Source organism: Actinomyces provencensis, from assembly GCF_900155435.1.
Lineage (GTDB): Bacteria > Actinomycetota > Actinomycetes > Actinomycetales > Actinomycetaceae > Pauljensenia > Pauljensenia provencensis.
In genome coordinates this window covers 1,088,810-1,101,076 of record NZ_LT700212.1, presented here as the reverse complement: position 1 = coordinate 1,101,076, position 12,267 = coordinate 1,088,810, and the positions used below count along the sequence as shown (strand labels likewise).

General features: G+C 72.2%; 11 protein-coding genes and 1 pseudogene. 8 read left to right on the top strand and 4 right to left on the bottom strand.

All coding sequences use genetic code 11. The annotated features are described in order from the left end of the window. The first annotated feature begins 193 nt into the window (after positions 1 to 193). Positions 194 to 958, top strand: coding sequence for an HAD-IIB family hydrolase (locus BQ9890_RS04800; protein ID WP_075889776.1), 765 nt, complete (start codon positions 194 to 196; stop codon positions 956 to 958). Positions 959 to 1,030: 72 nt separating this feature from the next. On the opposite strand, the pseudogene BQ9890_RS16695 reads toward BQ9890_RS04800, so the two are convergent. After that, positions 1,031 to 1,171: pseudogene (locus BQ9890_RS16695) on the bottom strand (TrmH family RNA methyltransferase); the annotation flags it as partial. Between the two features lie 136 nt (positions 1,172 to 1,307). Here BQ9890_RS16695 and BQ9890_RS04790 point away from each other — a divergent pair. Further along, positions 1,308 to 3,896 (top strand): ABC transporter permease, encoded by a 2,589-nt coding sequence (locus BQ9890_RS04790; protein WP_075889780.1) that lies wholly within the window; start codon positions 1,308 to 1,310, stop codon positions 3,894 to 3,896. Positions 3,897 to 4,020: 124 nt separating this feature from the next. On the opposite strand, the gene deoD is transcribed toward BQ9890_RS04790, so the two are convergent. Continuing rightward, complete coding sequence (gene deoD, locus BQ9890_RS04785) at positions 4,021 to 4,728, bottom strand: purine-nucleoside phosphorylase (protein ID WP_075889778.1); 708 nt, start codon at positions 4,726 to 4,728, stop codon at positions 4,021 to 4,023. A gap of 258 nt (positions 4,729 to 4,986) precedes the next feature. Here deoD and BQ9890_RS04780 point away from each other — a divergent pair, with 258 nt between their 5' ends. Further along, positions 4,987 to 5,751 (top strand): HAD-IIB family hydrolase, encoded by a 765-nt coding sequence (locus BQ9890_RS04780; protein WP_075889776.1) that lies wholly within the window; start codon positions 4,987 to 4,989, stop codon positions 5,749 to 5,751. A 72-nt stretch (positions 5,752 to 5,823) separates the two neighbouring features. Here the strand turns inward: BQ9890_RS04780 and BQ9890_RS04775 are convergent, their stop codons facing one another. Beyond that, the gene (locus BQ9890_RS04775) at positions 5,824 to 6,702 is read right to left on the bottom strand and encodes a TrmH family RNA methyltransferase (protein WP_075889774.1); all 879 of its coding nucleotides are present in this window, start codon (positions 6,700 to 6,702) and stop codon (positions 5,824 to 5,826) included. 176 nt (positions 6,703 to 6,878) lie between these two features. Between BQ9890_RS04775 and BQ9890_RS04770 the strand changes: the two genes are divergently transcribed. Next, positions 6,879 to 7,451 carry a hypothetical protein gene (locus BQ9890_RS04770; protein ID WP_075889772.1) on the top strand — a complete coding sequence of 191 codons (573 nt, stop codon included), beginning with the start codon at positions 6,879 to 6,881 and terminating at the stop codon, positions 7,449 to 7,451. A 70-nt stretch (positions 7,452 to 7,521) separates the two neighbouring features. Continuing rightward, on the top strand, positions 7,522 to 8,559 hold the full coding sequence (locus BQ9890_RS04765; protein WP_075889770.1) for a quinone-dependent dihydroorotate dehydrogenase: 1,038 nt from the start codon (positions 7,522 to 7,524) through the stop codon (positions 8,557 to 8,559). Positions 8,560 to 8,666: 107 nt separating this feature from the next. Here BQ9890_RS04765 and BQ9890_RS04760 read toward each other — a convergent pair whose 3' ends face one another. Beyond that, entirely contained in the window at positions 8,667 to 9,296 is a 630-nt protein-coding gene (locus BQ9890_RS04760; protein WP_075889768.1) for a DUF3043 domain-containing protein, read from the bottom strand. 83 nt (positions 9,297 to 9,379) lie between these two features. On the opposite strand from BQ9890_RS04760, the gene BQ9890_RS04755 reads away from it, so the two are divergent. From BQ9890_RS04755 to erpA, 3 genes are all read left to right on the top strand, one after another. Further along, complete coding sequence (locus tag BQ9890_RS04755; RefSeq protein ID WP_075889766.1) at positions 9,380 to 10,771, top strand: M20/M25/M40 family metallo-hydrolase; 1,392 nt, start codon at positions 9,380 to 9,382, stop codon at positions 10,769 to 10,771. Between the two features lie 2 nt (positions 10,772 to 10,773). After that, a complete protein-coding gene (locus tag BQ9890_RS04750) occupies positions 10,774 to 11,763 on the top strand; it encodes a glycerate kinase (protein ID WP_075889764.1) in 990 nt (329 codons plus the stop codon). 147 nt (positions 11,764 to 11,910) lie between these two features. Beyond that, positions 11,911 to 12,264, top strand: coding sequence for an iron-sulfur cluster insertion protein ErpA (erpA, locus tag BQ9890_RS04745; protein ID WP_075889762.1), 354 nt, complete (start codon positions 11,911 to 11,913; stop codon positions 12,262 to 12,264). Positions 12,265 to 12,267 lie beyond the last annotated feature (3 nt).

Sequence of the window (12,267 nt, the reverse complement as noted above, 5' to 3'; positions counted from 1 at the left end):
GACGGCCCATTGTGCGCACCCGGGGGCGCTTCCTGCCACACCGGCGGGCCGTGGGTGGCCGATCCCACGTGCAGGGACGCCTCACCCCCCACCGGGCGGTGGCCACCTGCTCCCGTGACGTGACACGGTCGACTATCCTGCCTGTGGCCGGATCGTCGAAACGTTCCGGCGGATGCTGCGAGAAAGGTTCCGCATGACCCTCAGGATGGTCGCCTTCGACCTCGACGACACCCTGGCGCCGTCGAAGTCGCCCCTGCCCCCGCTCATGGACGAGCGTCTGTGTGCCCTGCTCGACCACGTGGAGGTGTGCATCATCTCCGGTGGCCAGATGGGTCAGTTCCGCACCCAGGTCCTCGACAACCTCCACGCCGACGAGGGCGAGCTCTCCCGGCTCCACCTCATGCCGACCTGCGGGACGCGCTACTACCGCCACGTCGGGGGCCAGTGGCAGGAGGTCTACGCCCACGACCTCACCGAGCAGGAGCGTGCCCAGGCGATCGAGTCGCTGGAGCGCCACGCGCGCGAGCTCGGTCTGTGGGAGGAGCACCCCTGGGGGGACATCATCGAGGACCGCGGCTCCCAGATCACCTTCTCGGCGCTGGGGCAGGCGGCACCGCTGGAGGCCAAGCGGAACTGGGACCCCACCGGGGTGAAGAAGACCGCGCTGCGTGACGCCGTCGCCGCGGACGTGCCGGACCTGGAGGTCAGGGGAGGCGGGTCCACCTCGGTGGACATCACCCGACGCGGCATCGACAAGGCCTACGGGATGGGCAAGCTCGTCGAGGTCACCGGCATCCCCGCCCACGACATGCTCTTCATCGGAGACCGCCTGGACCCCGCCGGCAATGACTACCCGGTCAAGGACGCCGGGTACCCGACCCACGCCGTCACCGACTGGGAGGACTGCGCCCGCTACATCGGCGAGGTGGTCGCGGACCTGGAGCGACAGGGAGCCTGAGGGGCGCGCCCACCCACCCACCGACCCGCACCGCATGTGCGCCCGACCGGCCACCGAGGCCCGTGCGGGTGGTCAGGGACGTGGGTGGACGTCGCCAGAGCCGACGCCGCGGGTCGCCCAGAACGCCACGGCGGAGGCCGCGGCCACGTTGAGGGAGTCCACGCCCCCGGCCATCGGGATGCGCACCACCACGTCCGCCGCCTCGATNGCCTGCATCCGGGCCTGCGCCCGAGCCGGCGGTGGGCGACCCGTCCGCCGGGCACGGTGCGGGGCCGGCCGGCAGCGGTGCGAGCGGTGACGAGGGGGCGCCCACCACGGGTGCAGGACCCGGTGTCGGTGGGGAGCAGCGATGATCCGCGTCTCCCTGCGCGGCATCCGGGCACGCCTGGGGCGCTTCCTGCTGGCCGTCCTCGCCGTGGCCCTCGGAGTCGGGTTCGTCGCGGGGACGTTCTCCCTGCGCGCGGTGCTGGCGGACACCTTCAACGGCATCGTGGATGCGGCTGCGGACGCCGACGCCTACCTGCGGTCCTCCACGCCCGGCTCGGCCGACACCGACACCGCCGGCACGCGCCCCGAGATCCCGGCCTCCCTGGCCGAGGAGGTCGCGGACGTGCCGGGAGTCGCGACCGCAGTGGCCGAGGCCTCGGGCACCCTCGTCCTGGTGGGGAGCGACGGGACCGCCGTCACCACCTCCGGTGCCCCCACCCTGGGCGTCATCGCGCGCAGCGACGTCCCCACCTTCACCCCCTCCGCCGGGCGGTTCCCGCACTCCGACGACGAGATCCTCCTCGAGGACCGCGCAGCCCGCCAGGCTGGTCTGGGGGTGGGGGACACGACCAAGATCGTCACCACCGAGGGGCTCCTGGAGGTCCGCGTGGTGGGCACCGCGTCATTCCCCGCGGCCACGGCGGGCGCGCTGATCGTCGGACTCACCCAGGACCTGGCCGACCGCCTCTACGCCCCCCACGGGACCGTCTCCACCATCTCCGTCTACGCCGATGGGGGGACCAGCGAGGAGCAGCTGCGCGAGAACCTACAGGACTGGCTGGGCACCCACGCGGACCGGGCCGACACCTCCGGGGTGGAGGCCGTCACCGGTGACACCGTGCGCGAGGAGTCCCGCGACTCCGTGGACCAGATCCTCGGCTTCGTCCAGACCTTCCTGCTGGTCTTCGCCTCCGTGTCCCTGTTCGTCGGGGCGTTCCTGGTGACCAACACGTTCTCCATGAGCATCCACGAGAGGATGCGGGAGTTCGCCATGCTGCGCGCCGTGGGAGCGAGTCCCACGCAGGTCATGGTCTCCGTGCTCGCCCAGGCCCTGGTGATCGGGATCCTGGGGTCCGCCCTGGGTGTGGGCCTGGGGGTCGGCATCGCCAGTGCGATCGCCGCCGTCCTGGAGCACTTCGGCATGGAGATCGGGTCCGGCATCGCCCTGACCTGGCAGACCGTGGTGATCTCCTTCGCCGTCGGCATCGCCGTGTCCCTCGTGTCGGCTGCCATCCCGGGACGCCGCGCCGCCACCGCGGCACCCGTGGAGGCCATGCGTCCCCAGCGACCCACCGAGAAGGGCCTGCTCCTGCGCGGCCTGCTGGGAGGGGTCCTGGTGGTCGCCGGTGGCGCAGGAGTGGTGTGGTCGGCCCTGCGTCGCACCGCCGACGGTTCCGCGGTCGACCACGCGGGCACGATCCTGGGTGTGGGTGCCGCAGTGCTGGTGCTCGGCGTGCTCGTGGTGGCACCCGTCCTCGCCCGCTGGGTCGTGCCCGTGCTGGGCTGGCCCTTCTCCCACTTCCTGCGCCCGCTCGGGCGCATCGCGGTGGGCAATGTCGTGCGCAACCCGCGCAGGACCGCCTCCACGGCGGGGGCCCTGATGATCGGCATGGTGCTGGTCGCGGCATCCGGCGTGCTCGCCGCCTCCACCCGGGCCTCGATCTCGGACCTGGTCGACTCCGACCTCAGGTCCGACCTGGTGGTCCAGACCGCCAGTGGAGCGGTGGCCCCCCAGGAGGCCGTCACGCAGATGGAGCAGCAGCCCGCCGTGGCCAGCTTCGACGAGTTCCGCGGGGGTGCCGGGAAGGTCGCGGGCCCCGGTGCGACGGGCCAGGGGAGTGACGTCGTGCTCGTCTCCGCACCCACGCAGTTCTACGAGCACTCCGTGGGAGTGACCCTGGACGAGGGCGACCTCGCCTCCTTCGACCGTGGGGAGGCCATGGTCCTGCGCTCGGTGGCCAAGGACCAGGGGTGGGAGCTCGGCGACGAGCTGACGATCAGGACCTCGACGGCGGAGCATCCGTTGGAGGTGCGCATCGGGTCGGTGGTGGACAGCCAGATCATGGTCGGAACGGGGGTGCTCCTCACCCCCGACGTCTTCGCGGAGGTGGTGCCCGAGTCCTCCTCGTACTTCATCTCCGCCCACTTCACCGCCAGGGACGGGGACGTCGCGGCCCTGCGCAGCCAGCTCACCGACGTGGCCAGGCAGTACTACGTGTTCTCGGTGATGGACAGCGAACAGATGGTGTCCGCCCTGTCCCAGCAGGTCGACTCCATGTTGGCGGTCATCTACGCCCTCCTGGGCCTCAGCGTCGTCATCGCCGTCCTCGGCATCGTCAACACCCTGGTGCTCTCCATCATCGAGCGCACCCGGGAGGTGGCACTGCTGCGCATCGTGGGGTTGGGCCGGATGCAGATGGCGGGGGTGATCACCATCGAGTCGGTGATGACGGCCCTCTTCGGCACGATCCTGGGCGTCGCGGTGGGGGTGGGCGTGGCGTCCGCCCTGCCCACGGTCTTCCGTGACCAGGGTCTGAGCACCCTGGTCGTCCCGTGGGGGACCCTCGCGGTGATGGTGCTCCTCACCGTGGTCGTGGGACTCGTCGCCGCGGTGGTCCCCTCCGTGCGTGCGGCACGCCTGCCGCTGCTGGAGGGCCTCGCCGCCGAATGACGCCCGGGGGTGGGGCGGGACCCGCAGGGAACGGGGCAGGCCCCGCCCGTCCCCACCCCACCCACCCGGTCGGACCGGATCAGGAGGGCGCTGATCCGTACGGCGCGGATCAGGACAGCGCGGATCAGGACAGCGCGGCCGCCACGGCGAGGCGCAGGGAGGTCTGGAACTTCGTCTCCCGCTCCTCGGCACTCATGTTCTGGGAGGCGTCGAAGAGGTGGTCGGAGACGGTGAGGACCGTGAGGGCCTGGCGGGAGAACTGGGCGGCCACCGCGTACATGGCGGCGGCCTCCATGTCCACACCGAGCACGCCGTAGTCGGCCAGGCGCTCCGTCTGGCCCTCGGGGGCGAAGTAGAAGTGGTCCTTGGAGATGATGGTGCCCACGTGCACCGGGTCCTCGGGGCCCGCGGCCTCCACGGCGGCGCGCGCCAGCTCGAAGCTGGCCACGGCCGAGAAGTTCACCCCGGGGATGCGCTGCTGGTTCATGTTGGAGTCGGTGTGGGCGCCCAGGGCCACCACCGTGTCACCGACGTGCACGTCCGGGGCGATGCCCCCGCAGGTGCCGACGCGGATGACGCGCTGGACGTCGAAGAACTTGAACAGCTCGGTGACGTAGATCGTCGCCGAGGGCTGGCCCATGCCCGATCCCATGACGGAGAGGGGACGACCGTCGACCTCACCGGTGAAACCGAGCATGCCGCGCACGTCGGTGACCAGTCGGGGTTCGTCGAAGAGCTGCTCCGCGATGCGCTGGGCACGACGCGGGTCACCGGGCATGAGGACGGCGGGGGCGAAGTCCCCGGGCTCGGCGTTGATGTGGGGGGTGGACATGTGGGCCTCCGGAACGGACCGTCTCGCGGTCGGGTGGATGGGGACGCGTCCTCGTCGGTGCGCCTGACGGCCCATTGTGCGCACCCGGGGGCGCTTCCTGCCACACCGGCGGGCCGTGGGTGGCCGATCCCACGTGCAGGGACGCCTCACCCCCCACCGGGCGGTGGCCACCTGCTCCCGTGACGTGACACGGTCGACTATCCTGCCTGTGGCCGGATCGTCGAAACGTTCCGGCGGATGCTGCGAGAAAGGTTCCGCATGACCCTCAGGATGGTCGCCTTCGACCTCGACGACACCCTGGCGCCGTCGAAGTCGCCCCTGCCCCCGCTCATGGACGAGCGTCTGTGTGCCCTGCTCGACCACGTGGAGGTGTGCATCATCTCCGGTGGCCAGATGGGTCAGTTCCGCACCCAGGTCCTCGACAACCTCCACGCCGACGAGGGCGAGCTCTCCCGGCTCCACCTCATGCCGACCTGCGGGACGCGCTACTACCGCCACGTCGGGGGCCAGTGGCAGGAGGTCTACGCCCACGACCTCACCGAGCAGGAGCGTGCCCAGGCGATCGAGTCGCTGGAGCGCCACGCGCGCGAGCTCGGTCTGTGGGAGGAGCACCCCTGGGGGGACATCATCGAGGACCGCGGCTCCCAGATCACCTTCTCGGCGCTGGGGCAGGCGGCACCGCTGGAGGCCAAGCGGAACTGGGACCCCACCGGGGTGAAGAAGACCGCGCTGCGTGACGCCGTCGCCGCGGACGTGCCGGACCTGGAGGTCAGGGGAGGCGGGTCCACCTCGGTGGACATCACCCGACGCGGCATCGACAAGGCCTACGGGATGGGCAAGCTCGTCGAGGTCACCGGCATCCCCGCCCACGACATGCTCTTCATCGGAGACCGCCTGGACCCCGCCGGCAATGACTACCCGGTCAAGGACGCCGGGTACCCGACCCACGCCGTCACCGACTGGGAGGACTGCGCCCGCTACATCGGCGAGGTGGTCGCGGACCTGGAGCGACAGGGAGCCTGAGGGGCGCGCCCACCCACCCACCGACCCGCACCGCATGTGCGCCCGACCGGCCACCGAGGCCCGTGCGGGTGGTCAGGGACGTGGGTGGACGTCGCCAGAGCCGACGCCGCGGGTCGCCCAGAACGCCACGGCGGAGGCCGCGGCCACGTTGAGGGAGTCCACGCCCCCGGCCATCGGGATGCGCACCACCACGTCCGCCGCCTCGATGGCGTGGCGGGTCAGACCGTCCCCCTCCGTCCCCAGTGCGAGGGCGACGCGCGCACCGGGGTCGGTGCAGGCGGGTGAGGCGGCGAAGACGTCCAGGGGCACCGAGTCCTCGGAGAGGGCCAGGGCTGCCACGGTGAACCCCGCCGCGTGCAGCGCCCCCACGGTGGGCCACTCCGGGATGCGGGTCCAGGGGACCTGGAAGACGGTGCCCATGGAGACCCTCACCGACCGTCGGTAGAGCGGGTCCGCGCACCGGGGGCTCACGAGCACCGCGTCCACACCCAGCGCCGCGGCGGAGCGGAACGCCGCGCCGACATTGGTGTGGTCCACCAGGTCCTCGAGCACGGCGACCCTGCGGGCCCCCCTGCCCCCACGCGCCCCGGCCAGCACATCCGCGACCGGCTCCAGGGGCGGGCGGTGCATGGCGGCCAGTGCACCCCGGTGGAGCCTGAACCCGGTGATCTCGCGCAGCATCTCCTCGGGTGCGACGAAGACGGGGACCTCACCGCCCTCGGGAGAGCCCGTGGAGTCCTCGATGAGGTGGGACATCTGGTCCAACCACCGGGGTGCCATGAGGAAGGAACGGGGTCGGTGACCGGCCTCGACGGCCCGCATGATGACATTGTGCGACTCCGCCATGTAGAGGCCACGCTCGGGCTCCATGGCGGATCGGAGACGGACGTCCGTCATCGAGGTGTAGTCGGCCAGACGGGGATCCGCCGGATCTGTGAGGTGGATGAGCACCCGGCCATTATCGTCCGTCCACAGCTCCCGGTCCGGCCCCGCACTGTCCACAGGGGCGCGTGACGACCGCCACCCTCCACAGATGTGGGTGGTCCGGGGTGCGCGGGGGACCTGCACGGGTGAGCGTGTCCCCGGGACGCAGGAGCGTCCCGTCACCGGCAGGGGAAGGGACGGACATGGCGACGAGGACACAGGGACAGGCCCGGAGGGAGTCGCTCCACGGCGCACCCGGGTGGACACGGGAGAGTGGTGTGAGCGCCCTGCTGGGACCACACCTGGACCACGGGGACGCGGGTGGCAGTTCCTTCGCCCGCTTCGCAGGGGTGGGAGGGGAGGCGGCACGGGCGCTCCTCGGGCTGCTGCCGGAGGGGAACCTCGCCGAACGGCAGAACGGGGGACCACCCTGCCGGGACATGCTGCGCGCCGCCGTGCGGTGGACGGGGGAGGTGGAGCTGTCCGGCTACCTCGTCTCACCCCCGCGGTGGGACGAGAGGGTCAGCCTGGACGGCATGGTCGTCCACTCCGGGGTGCTCGGAGCCGGTGGCACGCATGCCGGTGCCGGGGGGCACGCCACCGGCGGTCTTCCCGTGCTGCGCGGGTCCTCCACCCCGCTGGGCCGGAGCCGTCTGTGGGAGGAGCTCAGGTGTGCACTCGACCTGGGCGCGGCCACCCAGGATCCCGACGAGCTCCTCCCGTTCCTGCCCGAGGGACGCGGTGGACGCCTCTCGTGGTGGGTGTGGTGGGACTGAGGGAGGTGGGCCCGCCCGGGCTGCTGGGATCCCGGCGCGGGGACCCGGGGTGCCTCGCTACTCTGTGGGCATGCCTGTCTACCCGTGGCTGTACCGGACGTTCATCCACCGCACCGACCCCGAGGCCGCCCACCACCTCGCCCTCGCCGCGATCGCCGTGGCCGGCCGCATCGCCCCGGTGAGGGGTCTCATGAGGGCCACCATCGGGCACCTGGACCCCGCTCCCGCCCCGGCTGCGGGCCTGCCCCACATCGGCACGCGCGTGCTGCCGGGCCGCCTGGGCCTGGCGGCGGGGATGGACAAGGACGCCGACGCGGTCCTGGGCATGGCGGCACTCGGTTTCGCCTTCGTCGAGGTCGGCACCGTCACCCCCCGCCCACAACCGGGCAACGACCGACCCCGCCTGTGGCGGCTCATGGACGCCGACGGCCTGCGCAACCGCATGGGCTTCAACAACCGCGGGGTCGGGGACATGGTCGACAACCTGCGGGAGCTGCGCTCCACGCGGGCCGGGCGTGCCGTCGTGGTGGGCGCCAACATCGGCAAGAACAAGACGACCCCGGAGGAGGACGCCGCGGAGGACTACCGCGTGTGCGCGCGGGCAGTGGCCCCCTGGGTCGACTTCGTCGTCGTCAACGTCTCCTCGCCCAACACCCCCGGTCTGCGGGACCTCCAGGCGGTGGACCACCTGCGGCCCGTCCTCCAGGCCGCCCGGCGTGGCTGCGAGGAAGGGGTCGTGCGGAGGATCCCCCTGTTCGTCAAGATCGCCCCGGACCTGGGTGACGCCGAGATCCTGGAGGTCGTGGCACTCACCCGAGAGCTGGGGGTGGAGGGGGTCGTCGCCACGAACACCACCATCGACCACGACCTGGGCGAGGGCGGGGTGTCGGGACGCCCGCTGAACCCGCGGGCCCTGGAGGTCGTGCGCCTCGTGTCCCGGCACCTGGGTGAGGAGCAGACGCTCATCGGAACCGGTGGGATCGCCAGTGCCGAGGACGCGATGCGCATGATCGAGGCAGGGGCGGACCTGGTGGAGGCCTTCACCGCCTTCGTCTTCGAGGGCGCCACCTGGCCCGGGCGGGTCAACAGGGCACTGGCGGGCCACTGAGCCCACACCCGGGTCCTCCCCAGGTGGTGTGGAGCCGGGTCAGTGGTGGACCGGGAGCGGGCCGCGGTCAGCGCGCCCCGACGGCCCGGCGGGGAACCTGGGACGGATCAGCGCCGCGGTCCCGTCTGCGGGAACTGCCCACGGTCGACCTGGGGCTTGGGGGAGCGCCACCGGCGCGCCATCACCATGCGGGAGTAGACGTAGAACCACGTGCCGCGGGGGATCTCGTCATCCGGGTAGCGCTCCTGGATGCGCTTGCGCAACCGCATCCACACGATGACTCCCTCGACGACGGAGACGATGAGCAGCCCGTAGAAGACGAAGGTCATCCCCAGGACGACGGCGTTGGCGACCTCGGGGGAACGCTGCAGGAACGAGGCCGCCATCATGGCCACCAGGAAGATCAGCATGACCGGGACGACGAACTCGGAGAAGGACCAGCGTGCGTCCACCCAGTCGCGGGCGTAGCGGCGCACTCGGCCCTTGTCGCGCACGGGGAGGTAGCGCTCGTCGCCGGTGACGAGGGCCTCCTGCTGGCGCTGGTAGGCGGCGTCGCGCCGGATCTTGGCCTGACGCTTGGCCTCCTTGCGGTCCGCGGGGACCAGGGGCTGGTGTCGCCTGGCCTCGGCCTCGCGGCGCGTGGGCGTGGCGTGGCCCTTCTTCCCGGTGGGGTCGCTGTGGGAGGAGGCCTCCTGCACGGGGCTCTCCGGTGTCTCGGACTTCTTGCGGCTGAACACCCCTACAGGGTAGTGGATCCGACACCGCCGGACCGACGCCGCCCGGGCACCGGTGCGGGGGAGGTCCGCACTAGGCTGGGAGCATGTCGAACCCCGCCCTGAACAGTGACCACGCGACCCCCACACCGCAGGACCTCCGGGCCCGGGTGGAGGGCATCTTCCCCGAGCTCCTCGAGGAGCTCGCACAACTGGTGGCCATCCCGTCGGTCTCCTCGGACCCGGACCACGTCGCAGACGTCCTCGCCTCCGCCGAGCACGTGCGCGACCGCCTCACCGCTGCCGGTCTGGAGGCCGAGTGCCTGCGGGGCTCCAACCCCGACGGCACCCCGGGACGCCCCGCAGTGGTCGCGCGCAGCCGTGCGGTGGAGGGGGCGCCCACGGTGCTGCTCTACGCCCACCACGACGTCCAGCCGACGGGTGACCTCGCGCGGTGGGCCTCGGACCCCTTCGTCGCCGAGGTGCGGGGGGAGAGGATCTACGGCCGTGGCGCCTCCGACGACGGTGCGGGGATCATCGTGCACCTGGGCGCGCTGCGCGCCCTGGGCACGGACCTGGGCGTCAACGTGGTCGTCTTCATCGAGGGTGAGGAGGAGGTCGGGTCGCCCTCGTTCCGTGACTTCCTCACCACGTACGCCGAACGCCTGAGCGCCGACGTCATTGTCGTGGCCGACTCCAACAACTGGAAGGTCGGGGAGCCGGCCATGACCACGACGCTGCGCGGCAACTGCACCGCGACCGTGGACGTGAAGGTGCTCGACCACGCAGTGCACTCCGGCGCCTTCGGTGGTCCCGTCCTCGATGCCGTCACCGTCGCCGCGCGCCTCATCGCCACCCTCCACGACGAGTCCGGGGACGTGGCCGTGGCGGGCCTGGGCGGGGAGTCGACCGCCGACGTCATCTGGCCCGAGGAGGAGTTCCGCGAGGCGGCGGGCACCGTGGAGGGACTCCACCTGGCGGGGACCGGGGACCTCGCGGCACGGGTGTGGACCAAACCCTCCATCAACGTCATCGGCTTCGACGCGCGCACCGTCGCCCAGGCCTCCAACACGATCGCGCCCGAGGCGCGCTTCAAGCTGTCCATGCGCACCGTGCCCGGCCACGACCCCGAGGAGGCCATGGCCGCCCTCGTCGCCCACCTGGAGTCCCACGTCCCCTTCGGGGCCGAGGTCACCGTCACCCCCAACGAGTACGGGCCCGGCTACCGCGCCGACCTCACCTCCGCGGTCGCGGCGAACCTCCACTGGGCGCTCGGCGAGGCCTGGGGCGTACCCGCCGTCAACATCGGTGTGGGCGGATCCATCCCCTTCATCTCCGACTTCCAGGTGGCCTTCCCCGATGCCCAGGTCGTGGTCACCGGCGTCGAGGACCCCCTGACCAATGCCCACTCGGAGGACGAGTCCCAGTCCGTGCCGGACCTGGAGGCAGCGGTGCTGGCGGAGGCACTGCTGCTGGCCCGCCTCGCCCAGGACGACTGAGGGTGGTCGCACGCGTCCTCGTCGCCGGCCACTGGGAGCGACCGGGACCGGGGAGCGCGGGCCGGGCCCTTGCCCTGGTGGGAGAGGGCCTGGTCGACGCCTGCCCCGGGACCCACGTGGACACCGTGCCCTTCGGGCCCGGGGAGGACTTCGAGGAGTCCCTCCTGGCCGCCCCCACCCACTCCCTCGCACCCGTCGTGGTGGGGGTGGAGGAGGAGACCACCCACCGTGCGGGACGCGAGGTGCTGGCAGCGTGGGGTGCGGGGCTGACCCCGGTCGTCGAGGGCGGGCACAACATCGACGTGGACGCGGGCCTGGGGTTCCTCGAGGAGCTCTCGGGCCTGGAGGTGGCGCGCGACGCGACCCTGGCCGACTCGGCCCGGGTCGCCCTGGAGGCGGCCCGCGGGGTGCTCGGCGGACGTGACCTCATCGCAGCAGCCTCCACGGCACGCCCCCTCCTGGGACTGTCCTCGGTGGTGGCCACGGGGATCGACCTCGGCCCACGCAACCGGCAGGACCGCGCCCACACCGCCGCCCTCGCCCGCTTCTTCGCCGGCGTGGGCACACCACGCCCTGCACTGGCCCTCGCGGACGCGCCTGCACACCGGGACCCCTCCCGGCTGCCGGGCTCGGGGGCTGCGGGTGGGGCGGCGGCCGTGGTCGCGGCACTGGGCGGGAGGATCGTGCCGACGGGCACGCTGCTGGCCCGGACGTGGGACCTGGACGCGCGCTGCGCCGCGTGCGACCTGGTCGTGGTGCTGGAGCCGATGTTGCATTCCCCACACCTGGCCGACGCCCTGCTCGACTCCGTGACCGCCTCCGCGGCCCTGCACGCACTGCCCGTCGTGGCGGTGGGACGGGAGTCGAGCCTGTCCGCACACGAGGCCGCCCAGTGGGGCCTCCACGGTGTGATCACTGCGGGCGCCGGGGAGGATGAGTTGCGACGGGCCGGCGCCCGGATCGCGCGGACCTGGCTCGGGGTGCACCGCTGAGGGCCCCGGACCGCGGTCCCCGGGGCGATGTGCGCTGGCGTCCCACGCTGCGCCGTGGGCGAACTCCCAGGAAACACCCATGGCGGTGGCAAGGTCGCGGACGTAGGCTGACGGGCGACAACGAGGACACACAGATCGAGGAGCACCATGTCCGACACCACCACCGAGCTGCCGACCCACGAGGTCCTGCTGACCGAGGTCGCGGCCGCGAAGGTCAAGAGCCTGCTCGAGCAGGAGGGACGTGACGACCTCCGCCTGCGCATCGCCGTGCAGCCCGGCGGCTGCTCCGGCCTGATCTACCAGCTCTACTTCGACGACCGGGTCCTGGACGGGGACGCGGTGCGTGACTTCGACGGTGTCGAGGTGGTCGTGGACCGCATGAGCGTCCCCTACCTGGCCGGCGCCACCATCGACTTCGCCGACTCCATCGAGCGTCAGGGATTCACGATCGACAACCCCAACGCGCAGAACAGCTGCGCCTGCGGCGAATCGTTCCACTGAGCC